The 18,588-nt window shown below is 62.0% G+C and carries 21 protein-coding genes; 12 read left to right on the top strand and 9 right to left on the bottom strand.

The window, feature by feature from the left end; translation table 11 throughout:
• Window positions 1-118: 118 nt before the first annotated feature.
• A complete protein-coding gene (locus tag P1T08_03110; protein MDF1595081.1) occupies window positions 119-553 on the bottom strand; it encodes a molybdenum cofactor biosynthesis protein MoaE in 435 nt (144 codons plus the stop codon).
• Between the two features lie 12 nt (window positions 554-565).
• Here P1T08_03110 and P1T08_03105 point away from each other — a divergent pair, with 12 nt between their 5' ends.
• The 3 genes from P1T08_03105 to P1T08_03095 all read left to right on the top strand — a co-directional run bounded on the left by P1T08_03105 (window position 566) and on the right by P1T08_03095 (window position 3,521).
• Window positions 566-1,864, top strand: a complete 1,299-nt coding sequence (locus P1T08_03105) for a trypsin-like peptidase domain-containing protein (protein MDF1595080.1) — start codon at window positions 566-568, stop codon at window positions 1,862-1,864.
• A complete protein-coding gene (locus tag P1T08_03100; GenBank protein MDF1595079.1) occupies window positions 1,861-2,952 on the top strand; it encodes a zinc-dependent metalloprotease in 1,092 nt (363 codons plus the stop codon). Before P1T08_03105 ends, P1T08_03100 begins: the two co-directional genes overlap by 4 nt.
• A gap of 104 nt (window positions 2,953-3,056) precedes the next feature.
• Complete coding sequence (locus tag P1T08_03095; GenBank protein MDF1595078.1) at window positions 3,057-3,521, top strand: redoxin domain-containing protein; 465 nt, start codon at window positions 3,057-3,059, stop codon at window positions 3,519-3,521.
• Window positions 3,522-3,528: 7 nt separating this feature from the next.
• Here the strand turns inward: P1T08_03095 and P1T08_03090 are convergent, their stop codons facing one another.
• The 6 genes from P1T08_03090 to P1T08_03065 form a co-directional block, all read right to left on the bottom strand.
• Window positions 3,529-4,431: a hypothetical protein gene (locus P1T08_03090; protein MDF1595077.1), complete on the bottom strand. Its 903-nt coding sequence runs from the start codon at window positions 4,429-4,431 to the stop codon at window positions 3,529-3,531.
• Entirely contained in the window at window positions 4,428-4,853 is a 426-nt protein-coding gene (locus P1T08_03085; protein MDF1595076.1) for a zf-HC2 domain-containing protein, read from the bottom strand. The genes P1T08_03090 and P1T08_03085 overlap by 4 nt, the downstream gene beginning before the upstream one ends.
• The gene (locus P1T08_03080) at window positions 4,850-5,353 is read right to left on the bottom strand and encodes a sigma-70 family RNA polymerase sigma factor (protein MDF1595075.1); all 504 of its coding nucleotides are present in this window, start codon (window positions 5,351-5,353) and stop codon (window positions 4,850-4,852) included. The genes P1T08_03085 and P1T08_03080 overlap by 4 nt, the downstream gene beginning before the upstream one ends.
• Before the next feature lie 41 nt (window positions 5,354-5,394).
• The gene (gene tatA, locus P1T08_03075; GenBank protein ID MDF1595074.1) at window positions 5,395-5,571 is read right to left on the bottom strand and encodes a twin-arginine translocase TatA/TatE family subunit; all 177 of its coding nucleotides are present in this window, start codon (window positions 5,569-5,571) and stop codon (window positions 5,395-5,397) included.
• 212 nt (window positions 5,572-5,783) lie between these two features.
• Window positions 5,784-6,728, bottom strand: a complete 945-nt coding sequence (locus tag P1T08_03070; GenBank protein ID MDF1595073.1) for a hypothetical protein — start codon at window positions 6,726-6,728, stop codon at window positions 5,784-5,786.
• 138 nt (window positions 6,729-6,866) lie between these two features.
• On the bottom strand, window positions 6,867-7,151 hold the full coding sequence (locus tag P1T08_03065; protein MDF1595072.1) for a WhiB family transcriptional regulator: 285 nt from the start codon (window positions 7,149-7,151) through the stop codon (window positions 6,867-6,869).
• Between the two features lie 354 nt (window positions 7,152-7,505).
• On the opposite strand from P1T08_03065, the gene P1T08_03060 reads away from it, so the two are divergent.
• The 6 genes from P1T08_03060 to P1T08_03035 all read left to right on the top strand — a co-directional run bounded on the left by P1T08_03060 (window position 7,506) and on the right by P1T08_03035 (window position 13,907).
• On the top strand, window positions 7,506-8,237 hold the full coding sequence (locus P1T08_03060; GenBank protein ID MDF1595071.1) for a succinate dehydrogenase cytochrome b subunit: 732 nt from the start codon (window positions 7,506-7,508) through the stop codon (window positions 8,235-8,237).
• Between the two features lie 14 nt (window positions 8,238-8,251).
• Complete coding sequence (locus P1T08_03055; protein ID MDF1595070.1) at window positions 8,252-10,177, top strand: fumarate reductase/succinate dehydrogenase flavoprotein subunit; 1,926 nt, start codon at window positions 8,252-8,254, stop codon at window positions 10,175-10,177.
• On the top strand, window positions 10,177-10,941 hold the full coding sequence (locus tag P1T08_03050) for a succinate dehydrogenase/fumarate reductase iron-sulfur subunit (GenBank protein ID MDF1595069.1): 765 nt from the start codon (window positions 10,177-10,179) through the stop codon (window positions 10,939-10,941). Before P1T08_03055 ends, P1T08_03050 begins: the two co-directional genes overlap by 1 nt.
• Window positions 10,942-11,586: 645 nt before the next feature.
• Window positions 11,587-12,033, top strand: a complete 447-nt coding sequence (locus tag P1T08_03045) for a pilus assembly protein (GenBank protein ID MDF1595068.1) — start codon at window positions 11,587-11,589, stop codon at window positions 12,031-12,033.
• On the top strand, window positions 12,021-13,445 hold the full coding sequence (locus tag P1T08_03040; protein MDF1595067.1) for a pilus assembly protein TadG-related protein: 1,425 nt from the start codon (window positions 12,021-12,023) through the stop codon (window positions 13,443-13,445). Before P1T08_03045 ends, P1T08_03040 begins: the two co-directional genes overlap by 13 nt.
• A gap of 72 nt (window positions 13,446-13,517) precedes the next feature.
• A complete protein-coding gene (locus P1T08_03035) occupies window positions 13,518-13,907 on the top strand; it encodes an SCP2 sterol-binding domain-containing protein (GenBank protein MDF1595066.1) in 390 nt (129 codons plus the stop codon).
• 391 nt (window positions 13,908-14,298) lie between these two features.
• Here the strand turns inward: P1T08_03035 and P1T08_03030 are convergent, their stop codons facing one another.
• Window positions 14,299-14,601, bottom strand: a complete 303-nt coding sequence (locus P1T08_03030; GenBank protein MDF1595065.1) for an HU family DNA-binding protein — start codon at window positions 14,599-14,601, stop codon at window positions 14,299-14,301.
• Between the two features lie 380 nt (window positions 14,602-14,981).
• Window positions 14,982-15,920, bottom strand: a complete 939-nt coding sequence (mdh, locus tag P1T08_03025) for a malate dehydrogenase (GenBank protein ID MDF1595064.1) — start codon at window positions 15,918-15,920, stop codon at window positions 14,982-14,984.
• 86 nt (window positions 15,921-16,006) lie between these two features.
• Between mdh and P1T08_03020 the strand changes: the two genes are divergently transcribed.
• The 3 genes from P1T08_03020 to P1T08_03010 form a co-directional block, all read left to right on the top strand.
• Window positions 16,007-17,152, top strand: a complete 1,146-nt coding sequence (locus P1T08_03020; GenBank protein ID MDF1595063.1) for a hypothetical protein — start codon at window positions 16,007-16,009, stop codon at window positions 17,150-17,152.
• A 17-nt stretch (window positions 17,153-17,169) separates the two neighbouring features.
• Window positions 17,170-18,036, top strand: a complete 867-nt coding sequence (locus tag P1T08_03015; GenBank protein MDF1595062.1) for a dihydrodipicolinate synthase family protein — start codon at window positions 17,170-17,172, stop codon at window positions 18,034-18,036.
• 68 nt (window positions 18,037-18,104) lie between these two features.
• The coding region (locus P1T08_03010; GenBank protein ID MDF1595061.1) for a helix-turn-helix domain-containing protein at window positions 18,105-18,588 on the top strand (484 nt) is incomplete at its 3' end.

The following is an 18,588-nucleotide window of genomic DNA, read 5'->3' as shown; positions in this document are numbered from 1 at the left end:
CGGGTGGGGGCATTCTATTCACGGTCACGCCTCCGCGTCGGAATGTCGGGACTTTTCGCGCTCGAGAGCTCCGGAACCGAAGACCCAGAACGTAGAACCTACAACCGAGAACCTGCTCTTAGGCTCCCTCGACCCAATCTGCGCCACCGCTCCAGTGTTCCTTCTTCCAGATCGGCGCCCGCTCCTTGAGTTCATCGATGAGGAACCTGGCGGCTTCGAACGCATCGGCCCGGTGAGCGGATGAGACGGCCACCACCACCGACGGCTCTCCGACATCGACGCGCCCGACGCGATGGGCAACCGTCACATGCAAGATCGACCACTTCTCCCTTGCTTCTACGACGATTGCTCCGACCTTGGCTTCGACCTGCTCCGGGTAGGCCTCGTAGTCGAGGTGCGTCACTCCGGTCTTGCCCGGCGAGTAGTTGCGCGCCGTTCCGGTGAAGATGACCGAAGCTCCGCTCTCGGGCGAGCTGATGCTCTCGGCCACCCGGGCGATGTCGAGTGGGTCGGCGCTGACGAGCAGCTTCGTCCTTACCCGTGGTTCATTCATACAATGCAGTTTATGAGCCAGCCCGAGCTTCCTCCGTTCCATCGGCCCCGGACGGCCCCGGTGACGCCGCCTCCACCTCCTGCCCCGACGGAGACGCCGGCCCCAACCGACGCCGGCCAACGGCCCGCCAAAAAGGCGAGAGTCCGTCGACGGGGAAGTGTGCTGCTGGCCATCATCGGCGGCCTCATCGGAAGCGCCCTCACCGTCGGGGCATTGTGGATAGGCGGGGTGTTCGAAGACGACGTCCAGGCCGGGACCGGGACGGGCATCACGCAGGTCGAGCCGTTAGCCGAGCCTGCCCTCGATGCGGTGAGCGACGATCCGCCCGGTGCCGTGATCATCACTCCACTGGACGGCAACTCCCGTGTCGCAGCAGTTGCCGCCAGAGCGATCCCGGCCATCGTGACCGTGGAAGTCGGCGACAACGTCAGCGTGCCGTCTGAAGGCGAAACCGAGTTGGTCTTCCGAGCCTTCGCCACCGGCTCAGGAGTCGTCTTCAGGTCGGACGGATACATCCTCACCAACAACCACGTCGTCGAGGACACGGTGATCACGAAGGTGGTCTTCTCTGATGGACGAAGATTCATTGCCGAAGTCGTGGGGACCGACCCGTTGACCGACATCGCCGTACTCAAGATCGATGCCATCGGTCTCGCCTCAATCGAGTTCGCCGATATCGACGAACTGGCGATCGGCGACGAAGCCATCGCCGTGGGGAGCCCGCTCGGTCTGGAAGGCGGCCCGTCGGTCACTGCCGGGGTGGTCTCGGCATTCAATCGTCAGCTATCGACCGGACCCGGGCAGAACGATGCACTGTACGGGCTGCTGCAGACCGATGCCCCCATCACGCTTGGATCAAGTGGCGGGGCACTGCTCAACGGCCAGGCCCAGCTGATCGGCATCACCACCGCAATCGGGGTCAGCGATGTCGGCGCGGAGGGGCTCGGCTTTGCGGTGCCCGTCGATATGGTCAAACGTCTGGCGGCCGACCTGATCGCCGACGGAGTCGTTCATCACGCCTATCTCGGTATCGGTGTCGACGACGCGCTGAGCGAATCGGATGAGGGAGCAGAGATCCCATCCGGAGCTGCCGTCACCGGCTTCGCAACGGGTTCCGCCATCCAGGTGGCCGGCGCAGAGGTGGGTGACATCGTCGTCTCTATCAACGGCACACCGGTGAGAACGACGTTCGATCTCCTGTCGATTCTTCGCTCGTACCGGGCAGGCGACGAAATCGATGTTGTTGTCAACCGGGACGGCAATGAAATGGAGTTGAACGTGGAGTTGGGCCAGCGCCCTGAAGACCTGTGAGCGAAGACCTCTTCTCGCAGCTCTTCGAGCTCTTCAACCAACCCGGCCCCATCAATTGGCGCCTGGCCCGAGAGGTGGCCAACCATCTCACGGGCGAGCCCGAGCCGATCGATCCGTGGTTGGCGGACGAATACCAGCAGCTCACCCGCCTGGCCCAACTACAGATCGCCGAATCCACTCCTCTCGAAGTCCGGTCGGCGCTCTCGGGGTCGCCAGTCGATCGGGTCAGCTGGGCAACAGAGAACCTTCGCAGCTTCCGCTACCTCGTCGAACCACTGGCGGAGAAGCTCGACACCTCCTCGGGTGGAGGACCACTCGACGCCATACTCAAACCGTTGGGACCGGCCTTGCTCGGCATGCAGATGGGCGTCATGGTTGGGTTCCTCAGTCACCGGGTTCTCGGCCAATTCGATATCGGACTTCCGACCGCCGACGTCCAGGATGTCTACTACGTCGTTCCCAACATCGAGGCGTTCGCCAGAGACAACGGGCTGGAGCCGCAGAATGTGCGCCTGTGGGTGGCCATGCACGAGGTGACCCACCAGGCCGAGTTCTCAGTGCCATGGGTACGGCAGCATTTCTTCGATCTGGTCGAGCGGTACGTCGGGAGCATCGAGGTCGACATGTCCGGGATCACCGACCGCCTGCAGCAGATGCAGGATCCGTCGCAGCTCGAGAAGATGATGGAGGATCCGACCGGCCTGGCCGGACTCCTGTCGACCGAAGCCCAGCTACCGGCTCTCGAGGATGCCCAAGCCCTGATGGCGATGCTCGAAGGATACGGCGACTACATAATGGACCGCGCCGCCACCAAGCTCCTGCCCGATCTCGACCGCCTGCGAGCGGCGATGGACGCCAGGCGGTCGGAACCGGCGCATGGCGAGCAAGGGCTCAACAAGCTGCTCGGACTCGAGCTCAAGCAAGAGCAGTACCGGCTTGGTGCGAGGTTCTGCGCAGAGGTCGAGCGACGCTGGGGCGACGACGCGCTGCACCAGGTCTGGGAGTCTCCGGACCACCTGCCGACACTTGCCGAACTAGAGGACCCGGTCGGCTGGGCGGCGCGAGTACTGCTGGAAGATGGGATCTAGCCGAGCCGTGTGGGCCGGGCGATCTCAGCACCCGCAGGTTTCGCACGGGGCCAATTGCCAATTGCCTCTTGCTACCGTTTTCCAGACACCACAGAGGAGTTCAGATGCCAATCTCCATCGGCGATGCTGCCCCGGATTTCACGCTCAAGGATCAGGACGGTAACGAGGTCTCGCTCGGCGACCTCAAGGGCCGCAAGTCGCTGATCGTCTTCATTCCGTTCCCGTTCACCGGCAACTGCGAAGGCGAGTTGTGCGACATCCGCGACAACCTGCACCAACTCGAGCGTTTCGACGCCAATGTAATCTCGATCACGTGCGACACCCGTCCTGCCAACAAGGCGTGGTCGGATTCTCAGAACTTCACGTTCCCGATCCTCTCGGATTTCTGGCCACACGGCGCCACCGCCCAGGCGTTTGGGTGTTTCAATGAGACGACAGGTAGCGCCTGGCGGGCTACTTATGTCCTCGACGCAGACGGAATCGTGCGCGACATCATCGCCACGGACTCTTTGACCGTCCGGCGCTCGGTGGCCGATTACCCGAAGGCTCTGGAAGCGATCGACGGCTGAGCAGTTCCTAGCCGAACAAACCTCTCCAGAACCTGACGAAGAAGTTCGGCTTGCCCGGGGCAGGCAGAGCTTCGAGCACATCTTCCTGGAGATCGAGCGGAAGATCGCCGACCAGAACGATTCCACCAGACCTGGTCTCCCAGGCGAGGATCACCTGTCCTGGATAGAACTGTCGCTGGTACTCGCCGCCCCGCATCTTCACGACCGGTGCATCGGCGAGTTCTGGAACCTCGATGGCGCGCTCCGACACGAACACCGTGAACGAGAAGATCCCATCTGCGTAGTAGCCATTCGTCACGCCCGCGGCCGGACCTTCGGAAACCTCGGTCAAGGAGAACCCGGCGATTTCCTTCGGGAAGGCATCGGCGTCCACTACGCCCGCTTCGCTCGATCCAGGTCGGGTCGTGAGGCCGGCGAGCAGGTCGTCCGGGATGACGGGCGTCTTCGGATCGAAGCTCAAGAACCGACTCGAGCAGTAGGTCGAGCCGTCGGCGTTGTGAACGTCTGAGGCGAGCAACGCCCCCGACGATTGATCGAAGAACAATCCAACCCGCACGAGGTCGTCCTCGACTACATCGACCACCGTCACCGGACGGCTCAAGAATCGATCCCGACCCGATACTTCGACGCGGTATTGGTCTCCGAGCACCCAGTTGTCGCCGTGGTAGACCCGGGTGACCCCTATTGCGCCTTCGCCGTCCTCGACCACGCGCACCCCATTGGCCTGACGCACAACGGTGAGTTCCGAGACAACGCCGTCGGGCGTGTAGCAGACAACGCTTTCCTCACCACTGAACTCGGCAGCCGACTGTTGTTCGAGATACGGGGTGAGATCATCCAGCGCCAAGGCTGGCCCGGCTCCGATCACCATGGCGACGATGAGAAGGAAGACAAAAGCGCCGCGTCTCATTCGGCGCCTCCGATCGGCAGGGAAACAGCCGGAACGGCCTTGCCGGGTGTCAGCAGCGGATCGAGTTGCGACCGGTTGTTGTGCTCGAGGCTGATCTCATTGAAGGTGATCGGCACCGTCGGTTCCGGCGTCACGAAGGTGGCGACACCAACGAAGACCGCAACGGTGGCCGCTGCCGCCGCCATCCATACCCGCGGCCGCCGAACCAATGGAATCACCACGTCAACGTCACCGCCGTTGAGGAGTCCGGCGGGGAGATCGAGTACCGGCAACGAACGGAGTGCCGATCGCGCCAGGTGGAGGTCGGCGAGTTCCGTCTGGCAGGTGGCGCAATCGCCGATATGCGACGTGACGAGATTTCGCTCGCTTTCCGTGACTTCACCGTCGAGGTAGGCGGAGAGGAGTTCGCCTAGATGGGTCATCCCAGAGCCTCCCTCAGCATCTTCCGGCCCCTGTGAATCCGGCTGCGCACCGTGCCGACCGGCACGGCGGAGGCGAGGGCGATCTCATCGTACGAGAGGCCGATTACATCACACATCACGACGGCCTCCCGGAAGTCGTACGGCAGACCGAGCAAGGCCTTCTGCATATCATCCCCAAGGCGAAGGGAGGCGAGCACGTCGTCGGGCGACGGTGTGCTGATTGCCGCGAAACGATCGAGTTCGTCCGGCAGAGCCGAGATTGGGCGCCGGTTCTTGCGGCGAACGTCATCGAGGAAAGCGTTGCGGGTGATACGCCAGAGCCAGCCCTCGAAGGATCCGGGCTGATAGCCGGCAAGTCCGCGTCTGACGCGCAGAAGCACTTCCTGAGCGAGATCGGCAGCATCATCCGGGTTTCCGGTGAGCCGATATGCGAAGTTGTAGATCTTCCGGCCATGAGTCCGGGCCACCTCTTCCCAGCTGAGAGGAACGTCTTCAGGCACGTGTGCCTACCCGAAGAACGCCGGATGGCAAGATTGAGTTCCTAGGTATCAGTGTGTTCTTCAGGCGAGTTCTCATCGACACCCGCCTCGAGGCCCTTCCTGAACTCCTTTGCCGACGCACCGAGCGAACGGGCAAGGTCGGGGAGCTTCCGAGCCCCGAAGAGGAGCAGGACGATCGCCAAGATTATGAGTAACTCGGTTGGCTTGAGTCCAAACATGGATATCTCCCTTTACCCGCATCATAACCCTCGTTGCCGAACAAACCTTCGAGGTTGAGACGCACAAAGCGTTTGAGCGGTTCCCTGGTGAGTCCTCGATCGATCGCCGCTGAGTCGGTTCTGGGTTTTGGGTTATAGGTCCTAACGCGGCCTGGAGCTACTCAGAACTCAGAACGTAGAACCTAAAACGGGAGTAGCCAATCAGAGATTGGCTACTCGAGCGCCATCGAATCAACGAACTTCTGCAGCCGCTCGCGGGTGATGAACCGGCAACGGGGATCCCGGCGCTCCCGTTCGTAGACCTCGAAGGGGCCGAACTTGTCCGTAACGAGAAGAGCCCGGTCGGTCTTGGCTCCAGCTACTTCGGCGACGAACCGGCTGATGACACCGCCTTCGAGCTCGGGGTAGCCGCCTTCTTCGTGAGGGACCTGGCGAATGAACGTCCGGACCCCGGCCTTCTCGGCAATGAATGTGTCGTCGTTCACGCCAGGAGAGAGGCGATAGCCGAACATCGTGAGCATGGCCCGCACCAGGTCTCCAGCCTGCATCGTCGCCGGGTCGATACCCTGGGCGCGCAAGCCGAGATCGACCGCCCTCGGGAGCCGAAGCTCCGATCCGATTGGAGCCAGGAGATCCGATGCCTTCGTGTCGGCCAGGGACGGGATGTTTTCGGGCTTCTCGCCTGAAAACTCTTCTTCGAGCGGATCGTAGGCAATGTGGCCGAATGAGAATGCCGGCGGTGCGACCGAGGGAGGCGGGAGGACGCCCGGTTCCGGGAGATTGATTGCCCCCACCCGACGTGGCTCACCGTTGCGCCCTGCCATCGCCACGACCTTGGTGACCATGTCGATCGGCAGCGTGTGTCGCTTCTCACGGACGACCTCAATCGACTCGTGGAGCAGCAGTTCTTTCAGTACTTCGTCGACGTCGCCCTCCGGAAGCGGAACATCGAAGGTCACGGTGGCGACCTCGCCGCGAACGTGGAATTCGGCGACGTGTGGGCGGGGGTGCTCGACGTCGATCTCGGCTTGTGGCGCCTTGTTCTCGCCGGTTATCCCGTATTCCTTTTTCAGGAGTTCACGACGGTTGCGCAACATGATCGACACCACGACCAGCACGACCGCAACGACAATGAGGAAGATGCCACCTGCCTTCACGTCGACCTTTCTTGTAGCTATCTAGACCTGGATACTAGAAGAGGGCGAGGGAACCACCGGGTGTAGCCCAAGGTCCCAGGTTTTGGGTTGGTAGGTTCCAAGTAAAACCCAGAACCTCAAAACCCGGAACCTGTTGCCCTAGACCGCTTCGCGACGGCGGGCTGCTATCGAGCGTTCTTTACGGATCTTCCGCCGCTCACGCTCCGACAGACCGCCCCAGATCCCGAACTTCTCCCCGCTCACAATGGCGAACTCCAGGCATTCAACCCGGACTTCGCAGGCCATGCATATGGATTTCGCTTTGCGCGTCGATGCGCCGCGTTCTGGAAAGAACAGATCGGCATCGGCACCGCGGCAACTGGAGAAGTCCTGCCAGGCGAGATCGTCGACCGCGAGTGCTTCAATAAGTGTGCGTTGCAACAATGAACCCTTACACCCGTGTAGTTACATCTTTGTCATCATCGTTGTCGGCGCGCGCGCTGTCAAGACGGATCTATGGGGCGTACGCACTATTCCTACTTGGGAGTCGTTGGGTAGATGGGGCGTCGTGCCCCGGAGGCAATTGGCGATTGGCAATTGGCCCCAGGGCCGCAGGCACTCGCGGCCCCACTTCATCCACGCACAACCTAAAACCTAAAACCCAAAACCTCTGGCTGCTGGCGGCGGGCGACCGCCCGCCGCCCGAATGTGACCAATGGCCCCACAGCCCCGTGCCACAGCCCCCGCCCTTCCCTTCTAGGCTGTAATGCCATCAGCTAGAACCACCGAGGAGGCGCAGTGACTGCGACCGGCACGCCGACCAAGAAGGGGCCGCGTCCCTTCCTGGTTGAGTTCTACAGCTCGGCCGTCGGCAAGAAGTGGGTCATGGCCGTCACGGGGATCATCATCCTCGGGTACGTCTTCGTTCACATGTTCGGGAACTTGAAGATCTACCTCGGAGCAGATGATCTGGGCGTGTACGCCATCGACCATTACGGCGAGTGGCTCAGAGAACTCGGAGAACCATTGCTGCCGAAGACCGCATTCCTGTGGATCTTCCGGGCGGTGATGACGGTCTCGATCGTTCTCCACATCCATGCCGCCTACGCACTGACGATCATCAATCGAAAAGCACGACCACAGAAGTACCAGGCGCCCCGCGAGTATCTCGTGGCGAACTACGCGTCTCGAACGATGCGCTGGTCGGGCGTCATCATCCTGGCGTTCATCCTCTTCCACCTCGCCGATCTCACGATCGGCTCGACCAACCCCGATTTCATCACCGGAGAGATCCGCCACAACATGCTGGCAAGCTTCACGCAACCGGCAGTGGCGATCTTCTACATCGTCGCCAACATCCTGGTCGGCGTCCACATCTTCCACGGCGCCTGGAGTTTGTTCCAGAGCCTCGGGTGGAACAATCCGCGGTTCAATCCGTGGCGGAAATGGTTCGCGGCGGCGTTCGCCGGAGTCGTAATCATCGGGAACGTGAGCTTCCCGCTTTCGATCTGGGCCGGCTGGGTCGGTTAGAAGGGGATGCAGAGATGAGCAATATCGTTCTCGACGCAAAGGTCCCCGAGGGGCCGCTCGAAGAGAAATGGTCGAATGCCCGCTTCGATTTGAAGCTGGTCAACCCGGCCAACAAACGCAAGTACGAAGTAGTGATCATCGGCTCCGGCCTGGCCGGAGCCAGCGCCGCAGCCACGCTCGGCGAACTCGGCTACAACGTGACGATGATCACGTACCACGACTCGCCCCGGCGAGCCCACTCGATCGCCGCCCAGGGTGGGATCAACGCCGCCAAGAACTACCACAACGACGGGGATTCAGTCTTCCGCCTCTTCTACGACACGATCAAGGGTGGTGACTACCGCTCCCGTGAGGCCAATGTGTACCGCCTGGCGGAGGTCTCAAACGAGATCATCGACCAGACGGCGGCGCAGGGCGTTCCCTACGGACGTGAGTACGGAGGACTGCTGGACAACCGGTCATTCGGTGGTGCGCAGGTCTCACGCACGTTCTACAGCCGGGGGGCCACCGGTCAGCAACTGCTGCTTGGCGCCTACCAGGCGATGGCCCGCCAGATCGAGTTGGGCAAGGTCAAGCTCTACAACCGGATGGAGATGCTCGACGTCGTTGTCCACGAGGGCAAAGCGGTCGGTGTGGTCGCTCGAGATCTGGTGACGGGCGAGATCCGTTCGTTCTCCGGGCACGCGGTCGTGCTGGCGACCGGTGGCTACGCCAATGCTTACTACCTGTCGACGATGGCGATGATGTGCAACGGCACCGCCGTGTGGCGTGCTCACAAGCACGGGGCGTTGTTCGCCAACCCGTCGTTCACCCAGATCCATCCGACGGCGATCCCGGCTTCGGAGGAGTTCCAATCGAAGCTGACCCTCATGTCGGAGTCGCTGCGCAACGACGGACGCATCTGGGTACCGAAAGACAAGAACGAGGCCCGCTCCCCCGATCAGATCCCCGAAGCCGACCGCGACTACTTCCTCGAGCGCCGCTATCCCGCCTTCGGCAACCTCGTCCCGCGCGACGTGGCCAGCCGGGCGGCCAAGGTCATGTTCGACGAGGGCTACGGAGTTGGACCACTCAAGAACGGCGTCTACCTCGACTTCGCAGAAGCGATCGGTCGCCTCGGCAAGGATGTCATCGAGCAACGCTACGGCAATCTCTTTGAGATGTATGAGCGCATCACAGACGAGAACCCGTACAAGGTGCCGATGCGGATCTACCCGGCCCCCCATTACACGATGGGGGGGTTGTGGGTGGACTACAACCTGATGACGACGATTCCGGGACTCTATGCAATCGGCGAAGCAAACTTCTCCGACCACGGCGGCAACCGCCTGGGTGCTTCCGCCCTGATGCAGGGTTTGGCGGACGGATACTTCGTGTTGCCCAACACGATCGGCGACTATCTGTCCGACCAGTTGGGTACCGATCCGGTTCCGACCGACCACGCCGCTTTCAAGGCCGGCGAGAAGGCGGTCAAGGATCAGATCGATGAGTTGATCGCCATCAACGGCACTAGATCACCCGACTACTTCCATCGGGAGCTGGGCAAGGTGATGATTGCCGAAGTCGGCATGGCCAGGAACGAGGAGGGCTTGAAGAGAGCCATCGCCGAGATCCGGAGGCTCCGGGCGGAGTTTCACAAGGACGTCAAGGTCACCGGCACCAACGAGTCGTTCAATCAGACACTCGAAAAGGCCGGCCGGGTCGCCGACTTCCTGGAACTCGCCGAGCTGATGGCGATCGACGCCCTCAATCGTCGTGAGTCTTGCGGTGGCCACTTCCGGGAGGAGAGCCGGACCCCGGAGGGCGAGGCGCTGCGTGACGATGAGAACTACGCCTATGTAGCGGCGTGGGAGTTCAACGGGGTTGGCGAAGAACCAACCTTGCACAAGGAGCAGCTCGTGTTCGAAAACGTTGAGCTGGCGCAAAGGAGCTACAAGTAATGGACGTCACACTCAAAGTTTGGCGCCAGGACGGCCCAGAGGCGCCGGGACGATTCGAAACCTACGAAGCAACCGACATCAGCGATCACATGTCGTTCCTCGAGATGTGCGACATCGTCAACGAGAAGCTCGTTGAGAGGGGCATTGAACCGTTCTCGATCGACTCTGACTGCCGCGAAGGAATATGCGGCATGTGCGGAATCATGATCAACGGTCACCCGCACGGTGATCAGCTGGGGACGGCCACGTGTCAGCTGCACATGCGGAAGTTCAAGGACGGCGACGAGATCGTCCTCGAACCGTGGAAGGCCACCGGCTTCCCGGTCATTCGCGACCTGGTCGTGGATCGCAGTTCATTCGACCGGATCATCGAAGCCGGCGGCTACATCACGGTACCGACCGGATCGGCCCCGGACGCCAACATGGTCCCGGTACCGAAAGCGGTAGCCGACATCGCCTTCGACGCGGCGGCCTGCATCGGCTGTGGCGCCTGCGTGGCGGCCTGCCCGAACAGCGCCGCCCAGTTGTTCACCTCGGCCAAGCTGGCCCAACTGAACATGGTCCCGCAAGGTCAGCCGGAACGCTACGACCGCGTCGTGAGCATGGTGGACACGATGGAGGAGTTCTTCGGCTCCTGCACGAACCACGGAGAGTGCGAAGCAGCCTGCCCGAAGTCGATCACGATCGACTTCATCGCCATGATGAACAAGGACTACATCAAAGCGAAGTTCAAGAACCGGCGCTTGCTCGGCCAGAAGGCATAGGCGAACGCCCTCGGTCCCCCCGGAGGGGGGAAGGTACCGCAGCGGCTATTGCCGCTGGGGTAGGGGGGCTTGCTTTGCCGACCGGCGGTGGGCCATAGGCATTGAGCCGTGGGCACACAAGGGAGAGGGCAAACTCGCTTTTCGCGTTCCTCCCCCGCAGACGCGGGGGAGGTGGTTTCGCCGAAAGGCGAAAGCGGAGGGGGCAGAACCCGCTTTTCGCGTTCCTCCCCGCAGGTGCGGGGGAGGTGGCCTGCCGCCGGGCGGCAGGACGGAGAGGGCAAACCCACTTCTTTGCGTTCCTCCCCGCAGGTGCGGGGGAGGTGGCCTGCCGCCGGGCGGCAGGACGGAGGGGGCAAACCCGCGACTAGCTACCCGCGACGAGCAACAATCTCCCATTGAATAATCCCACTCTAAGTGGTAACCTGAATACCTGGCGTGGTAGACGCGCTAGGCTGGGGCGAGGCCGGCGAGGGCGTTGCTACAAACGCGAGCGGAGCATGATATGGCCGAGACGACAACGCATCTGGGGACGCACGACCGTCGATTTCTCTATTCCGGTTCCGCTCGACACTTGCCTAGAATGCACTCAGTGAGATTTTTAAGCGCGCCGCGCTCGAGCGAAGATTGCCGGGGGAGGCTGTAGACATGATCGGTTGGTTCAACAGACGCCTGAGGAAAGACCGTGAAGACGGTGCCGCCTTGGTGGAATTCGCAATAGTCCTCCCATTTCTCATGCTGCTGCTGATGGGAATGATTGAGTTTGGCTGGGCATTCGGCAACAACCTCGATGTCCGCCACGGGGCCCGAGAGGCAGCGCGCCTGGCAGCGGTCAACTTCGGCAGCGTCGCGGCGATGGGAGCATCGACGTGCGACTCGATGGACTTCTCGGACGGTCAGGTCATCACTTTCAGCCTGCTTGGAACCGCCGAAGTCGGACAACTCGCCCGTGTCTCTGTCGTGCTCTCTCCCTATACCTCCCTCTCAGGATTCCTCGATTGGGCGATGCCGGCTGCCTTATCAACCACGGTGGAGATCCGCCTTGAACAGAAGGCGACCTGGGCGTCTGGAGGAACGTACACATGCACTCCCTAGCTCGTGCAACTCAAGACGATCGAGGCGCCACAGCCATTCTTGTCGCGGCTTCGATGGTGGTTCTGGTGGGCTTTGCCGCTCTCGTAATTGACATCGGGGCCGGCCTCAACGAGCGCCGCCAGGATCAGACCGCAGCTGATGTTGCAGTGATGGCAGGTGCCCTCGAACTGGCCGGGACCGAGGACGACATCATCGCCCAGGTCAAGGACATCGCCAACAAGAACGTAAGGGCAACTATCAGCAATGCCGACTGGCTTGCATGCACCAATCCGCTCATGGACAGCTACGGGCCGGACTTCTCTGCACTCACGGATTCCTCCGGTAACTCCTACCCATGCATTTCGGCCGCCAACAACGGGTATCTGCAGGTGAAGATCCCCGTGCAGACGATCGACACGACGTTCGGTCGAATACTGGGCATCAATCAACTCACAACGGATGCTTTCGCCATCGCCGACGTTGCTCCAACCGAAGGGGGGGGAATTCTTCCGTTCGGCCTAACCAGCGAATCGACCGCCGGACTGCAATGTCTGCGGACCGGGCCTCCGGGAAACGTAGTGCCGCCCTGCGACACTGCACCTCCTCAAACTGGTAACTTTTTCATAGTCGATAGCCCGCTTTTCGGAAACGACGAGATGGGCATCGACGACATAGGCACGACTCGCCGCTGCTCCGGTCTTAATCAAAGCCGCTACTCCACCAACCTAGCGCTTGGACTCGATCACTTCGTAGAGATCCATGGGACTAACCCACTTCGACCCGACGAATGCGATGAGATCCTTCCCCCGAATCAACTCTGGGTTCAACCAGGTGACGGCTTTGCTATCGAGCCCGGGCTCATCAGCAACAGCACATACGCTGGACTCCCATCGCGGCTCCAGCAAGGCACGAATCCCAAGAGAAGTATCCGGGACGGTGCCGTAAGCCTGAATCTCGACAATCGGCCGCTGTGGGATTACCTAAGGGGGGGCGGTTCCGAGTGCAATGCCAGCAAGTTCAATGCCTCAAATACTGCGCTTCAGAAACAAGCGAACATGTCAACCTGCCTTCAAAGCGGCAATCCCACGTTTGATTCCACTATCAAGTACTCACCTCGTCTAGTGCAGGTTCCGAGATTCGAGGAAGCGACGTGGCCAACCGGAACAGGACTCCGAACCATCCTCACGTTCGAGGGTGTTTTCTTGCATGGGCTGTACTTCAACTGCGACGGCACCACTTGTGGGGTGGAATTCTATCCGGGTGAAGATGTGACCGAATTGTGCGAAGGGGCAGGCCCGTTCAACTGCAAGACAATAAGTGTCACGCAGGTCACAAGTTTCTTGATACCAGCGGCCAACATCCCTGCCGGGACATTTCCAAACAACGGGCCGAGCGGAAGCCTCAATGTGGCGGAAGCGAAGCTCTGGCGCTAACCGAGTCGGGCGCCCGCGACTTCTGGACCCTTGCTACCCTTCGGTAGATTCGCCGAAAAGGAGTAGTCAGATATGGCCGTCAAGTTCCTCACTGAAGACTGGGTCGCCGCCCTCAACGCAGCCCTCAATGCCCACGATGGGTTCAAGAGCGCCGCCGCCGGCATCAGTCTTGCTTTCCAGTTCAATGTGACCGACGTGCCCGAAGGCGCCGTCGAGAACTACTACCTCAAGATCGACAACGGCGCACCCACAGCCAGTTCGGGCGAGGTCGAAGGCTCCGACGTTGGCATCACGAGCAACTACGAGACCTCCGCCGAAATCGCCAAAGGCGAGCTGAACACGCAGACGGCGTTTATGACCGGCAAGCTCAAAGTCACCGGCAACCTGGCCAAGCTCATGATGCACCAGAACGTCATCCAGCAGTGGGGCGCAGCCACCGCCGCCATGGAAGTCGAGTATTAAGAGAGTCGCGGGTCGCGAGTTTCTCGTCGCGAGTTGTTCGTTGGGGCCGGCCTGGTCGCCCCCGATGCAATTGCCCCCTCCGCTGCTCGCCTGCCGGCGACCACCACCTTCCCCGGCTCAAACGCCGGGAGAGGAACGCGCGGAGAGACCTCACGCCACTTCCGCACTTCTCCCCCACCGCCCCCTCCGCTGAGACGCCGGGAGAAGGGACAAAACGGGGCGGCCCGCGCGGACCGCCCCGTTCGTCTCAGAACCTAGTGGTCTGTCTGCTATTTGATGACCGGGGTAGGCAGTGCCACGAACCCTGCCACAGCGGGGATCGTCCGGCAGGAGACCAAGTCACCAAATCCGCGACGGACCACTAGAACTCAAAACCTAGAACCTGCGGGTCCTACTTGCGGCGCTTGGCCACCTCTTCTTTGACCGCGGTGCCGGCCTTGAACTTCGGAACGAACTTGGTCTTGATGCGGATCGACTCGCCCGTTGCCGGGTTGAGGCCTTTGCGTCCCGGACGTTTGTCCGAGAAGAAACTTCCGAAACCGGCGATCTGGACGCGATCACCCTTCTTCATCGAAGCGGTGATCTCACCGAAGACCGTGTCGACCGCCGCCTTGGCGGCGACCTTCGTGATATCTGCCTCTTTGGCCACCTTGTCGATCAACTCACCTTTGTTCATGTGTCTGCCTCCAGACATTGAGGGGTAACTACAACTTTGTAAGTATAAGCAGGGTTGCTGGTCGCGAGTTCCCGGGTCCCCGACACGGACTGCCACCGCGGTTCTACGTTTTGGGTTCCAGGTTCTTTGTTGTTGCCACGCTGCGTTCGAGAGATGTCAGCATTCTTCGCAGCCGGTCGGCCTTGCCGGCCGAACTCCGGTGGGCGGTCACGCCCAGTTAACCAGATCACGGGTAAACACACCTCGAGGGTCGGATAATGAGCGAGTTTCCAAACGTCGAGTTTCCGATAGTCCTGCACAACAGCCTCCTGAGCAATGCTTCGCGCATCTTCTCAGGAGACAGGTCCTCAGAACCCACAACCCAGAACTCAGAACGGCGGCGGCAGCGCAGCAGTTTCCTAGCTGTAATCCACGTTGTGCAACTCGGCCACGTTAGCGGCTACCGCGTCTGCAGCCTCGTGCAGGGCAGCCATTTCGGTTTCGGTCAGCGGCAACTCGACGATTTCTTCGACGCCGTTGGCGCCCAGTTTGGCCGGAACGCCCAGGTAGCCGTGGACGACGCCGTATTCGCCGCTCGTGTAGGCGCACACCGGCAACACGGCACCGGAGTCCGTCAGGATCGCCTCGACCATCGCAGCCGCCGCCGACGACGGCGCGTAGTAGGCGCTGCCCGTCTTCAGGAGTCCAACGATCTCGGCGCCGCCCTTGCGGGTGCGGTCGATCAAGGCCTCGATCTGCTCCTCCGAGAACACCTCTTCGAGCGACTTGCCGCCCACCTTGCACTGCGAAGGCACGGGGACCATCGTCGGTCCGTGGCTACCAAGCGTCAACGCTTCGACATCAAAGATATCCACGTCTGCCATCTCGCTGATGAAGTGTGCAAGCCGCGAACTGTCGAGGATGCCGGCTTGACCCATCACCTTGTTCTTCGGCAGGCCGGAGACCTCGGCGGCCAGGGTCGTCATGTGATCGAGTGGGTTGGTCACCACTACCAAGATGGCATCCGGGGAGTACTTCATGATCTGTTCGGTGACGCTCTTCACCACTTTGGCGTTGACCGTCAGGAGGTCCATTCTGCTCATGCCGGGCTTGCGCGGCGACCCGGCCGTGATGACGACCACCTCGCTACCTGCTGTATCCGCATAGTCGTTCGTACCCACGACCAGCGTCCGGTACTTCTCGACCGGGCGGGCCTGGTTCATGTCCAGCGCCAGGCCCTGTGGGGTACCTTCGAGGATATCGGTCATGACCACCTGATCAACCAGGTCCATTCTGGCGATCTTCTCCGCGGTCGTTGACCCGTACTTCCCGGCGCCGACAACTGTTGTTTTGCGCACGTTTCTCCTCCGATGGGGTCGGTCCCCCAAGCGTACGTGATCAACCACTCCCCCGCCCCGGGTCCTTCGGATGCTATGAAGGGGACGTGCGACCCACCTCTGTGATCACCTCGATGCTCCTGCTGGCCCTCCTCGCCGGTTGCGCGGCGACCAACCCGACGACAATCCCGGTGAAAACGACCACAACCGGGGCGGCAGCCGTCGACCTCAACGACCCGGCGACCCAGGCGGCCCTGGGCTCACCACCACCTGATGGGGTCGTCTGGGAACGGTCCGTCGGTGACCTGACCGTCCTCGGACTCACCGCCGCCGCCGACCCCGGGGAGATGACCCTGCTGACCACCGCTCTGACCGACGTCCCCGCACCTCTGCTGGCGCACGGCACCCCCAGGTTCCTGGTGAGGGTCGCAGACATCGCCGGCGCCGAAACTCTCACTTCTGCCGTGACCCTGACGCTCGGACCCGATATCTACCTACTGGATCGCACGTTCACGGGCCGGGACCGGCCCATCTCCCGCCTCGACCTGACCTATGCCCTTGCCCACGAACTTGCTCACGTTGCGCAGTGGTTCTCCCTCGACGACGACTACGTACGCGGCGCCACCGCCGGCCGGATATCGAACATACAGCTCGACGCTGGATCGAGCGTCGTACGCGACTTCGCGACCGCCGTCGACTGGATCGATGAGTCCCAGGATGCAGACCAACCCGACTGGCAACCCACCGGGGGACCCGCCCCCACCGCATATGCGGGGACCAATCCGGTCGAGGACCTCGCCGAATCCGTGGCACTCGTCACCGTCGGCCGAGGCAACTGGATCGATCAGACGCGCCTCGACTGGATCACCAACTGGCTCGGAGTGTCCGAGGAGGATCTGTCGGCGGGAAATCCGTGGGTACCGGCCGGCTCGGAGGAGGTTCTGCCGACCAATCCCCTCTTCGACGAATCGCTGGCCGCCGACCTGGCCGAGAGTATGGGTGCCGTACACATCGAGCCTGCCTCGTTCGTCTTGCCCCCCACCGACGGCCCAACCCTTGTCGGTGAGATCCAGCAACAGCTCGGGGAGCGTGGCCTCGCAGGCACATTCGGATCCGTAGCGGCCGAGGGCTTCCCCAGGTACAGGGGAACATTCGCTGGCGACGACGGGGTCGTGTTCCTCGTTGAGCTGTGGGATCTCACTCTGGCCGCCGAGGGAGAGGAGGCCGTGCTGACTTACGTCGCCATATGGTGACCCGCTACCGTATGCGGATGCGTACACCACCAAGAATGATGCCCGCCCTCGTCACGCCGTTCACCGGCAACGGCAACCTCAACCTCAACGCTCACGCCGCCAACCTCACGGCCCTCAGCGAACGCGGAATCACCGGGTTCCTCATCGGTGGCTCGACCGGCGAGGGACCATATCTCGAGAACGGCGAACGCCGGACCCTGTTGGAGACCGCCCGGACGACGCTGGGCAGCACACCGTTCCTCATCGCGGGCATCGTGTCGGAGTCCCTGCGAGGCGCACTGCGCCAGATCGATGAGGCTGCCGACGGCGGCGCCGACGCGGTCCTCGTCCTCACCCCCACCACACTGACCCGCGGACGCGACGAGTACGTAGAGGGCTTCTTCAAGGATGTCGCCAAAGCTTCGGCGCTGCCGGTGCTTATCTATTCGGTGCCCCTCTACAGCGCCTACGAACCGCCGATCCAGGTCTTCGCCAGGATTGCCGCCCTCGACAACGTCGTCGGCATGAAGGATTCGGGTGGGAATCCTGCCCGCAAGGCTCAGATCATCGAGGCGACCGGCGACGACTTCGTGCTCTTCGCAGGTTCATCGAAAGCCATCGCCCTCTCCGTCACCGCCGGCGCCTACGGGTCGATCACCGCCTCAGGCAACTATGCGCCCGAACTCGTACAAGGGCTGGTGCGGAAAGCTCGACGGTCTGCCACCTCGGCAACAGAAGCCCAGGCACAACTCACCAAACTCAGCCTCGCCGTCGAGCAGTATGGGATTCCCGGCGTGAAGGTGGCCGCCGAAGCCGCCGGTCTCACTCCAGGCTCGCCGCGCAAGCCGCTCAAGAAGCTGCCGAAACGGACGGCCACACAGGTGCGGGCCGCAATGGGCCTCTGAGCGTCGGCAAAGCCGCCGCAGTTCTAGTGGTCTGTCGCTGAAATGGCGAACCGGTGTAGTGTTGGGGGATGGTTGCTACTGCTGAAGCGTTGCGGATGTCGCCCGAGCAGCGCAGTGAACTTGAGTCGATGGCGAAGTCTCAGACGTTGGCGCACCGTCAGGTTCGTCAAGCTCGGGCCCTGCTCCTTGCGAGCGACGGCTTCGCGAACGAGGAGATCGCCCGCCGCTCGGAGGCGTCAACGAAGACGGTGCGACGATGGCGGACCCGGTTCGCTGCTGAGGGCGTGGCGTGTGTAGGCCGGATCCGGCCCGGGCGTGGCCGGCCACCCGAGATCTCCGACGAGACGATCGAAGCGATCGTTCAGGACACCCTCCATACCCTCCCCGAAGACGGGTCGACGCATTGGTCGACCCGCACGATGGGAAACCGGTTCGACGTCGGCAAAGACACCATCGCGAGGATCTGGCGGGCACGGAACATCAAGCCGTGGCTGATCGACACGTTCAAGCTCTCGAACGATCCCCACTTCGAGGAGAAACTCGTCGACGTCG

Source organism: Acidimicrobiia bacterium (assembly GCA_029210695.1).
Taxonomy (GTDB): domain Bacteria; phylum Actinomycetota; class Acidimicrobiia; order Spongiisociales; family JAHEDJ01; genus JAHEDJ01.
The sequence above is the reverse complement of the archived record's forward strand: the minus strand, read 5'-3'. Positions and strand labels throughout refer to the sequence as shown.

Coding starts and splice junctions, on each gene's coding strand:
- P1T08_03110 (MDF1595081.1), bottom strand. CDS start 553: ATGAATGAACCACGGGTAAGGACGAAGCTGCTCGTCAGCGCCGACCCA.
- P1T08_03105 (MDF1595080.1), top strand. CDS start 566: ATGAGCCAGCCCGAGCTTCCTCCGTTCCATCGGCCCCGGACGGCCCCG.
- P1T08_03095 (MDF1595078.1), top strand. CDS start 3,057: ATGCCAATCTCCATCGGCGATGCTGCCCCGGATTTCACGCTCAAGGAT.
- P1T08_03090 (MDF1595077.1), bottom strand. CDS start 4,431: ATGAGACGCGGCGCTTTTGTCTTCCTTCTCATCGTCGCCATGGTGATC.
- P1T08_03085 (MDF1595076.1), bottom strand. CDS start 4,853: ATGACCCATCTAGGCGAACTCCTCTCCGCCTACCTCGACGGTGAAGTC.
- tatA (MDF1595074.1), bottom strand. CDS start 5,571: ATGTTTGGACTCAAGCCAACCGAGTTACTCATAATCTTGGCGATCGTC.
- P1T08_03055 (MDF1595070.1), top strand. CDS start 8,252: ATGAGCAATATCGTTCTCGACGCAAAGGTCCCCGAGGGGCCGCTCGAA.
- P1T08_03050 (MDF1595069.1), top strand. CDS start 10,177: ATGGACGTCACACTCAAAGTTTGGCGCCAGGACGGCCCAGAGGCGCCG.
- P1T08_03045 (MDF1595068.1), top strand. CDS start 11,587: ATGATCGGTTGGTTCAACAGACGCCTGAGGAAAGACCGTGAAGACGGT.
- P1T08_03040 (MDF1595067.1), top strand. CDS start 12,021: ATGCACTCCCTAGCTCGTGCAACTCAAGACGATCGAGGCGCCACAGCC.
- P1T08_03035 (MDF1595066.1), top strand. CDS start 13,518: ATGGCCGTCAAGTTCCTCACTGAAGACTGGGTCGCCGCCCTCAACGCA.
- P1T08_03030 (MDF1595065.1), bottom strand. CDS start 14,601: ATGTCTGGAGGCAGACACATGAACAAAGGTGAGTTGATCGACAAGGTG.
- P1T08_03015 (MDF1595062.1), top strand. CDS start 17,170: ATGCGTACACCACCAAGAATGATGCCCGCCCTCGTCACGCCGTTCACC.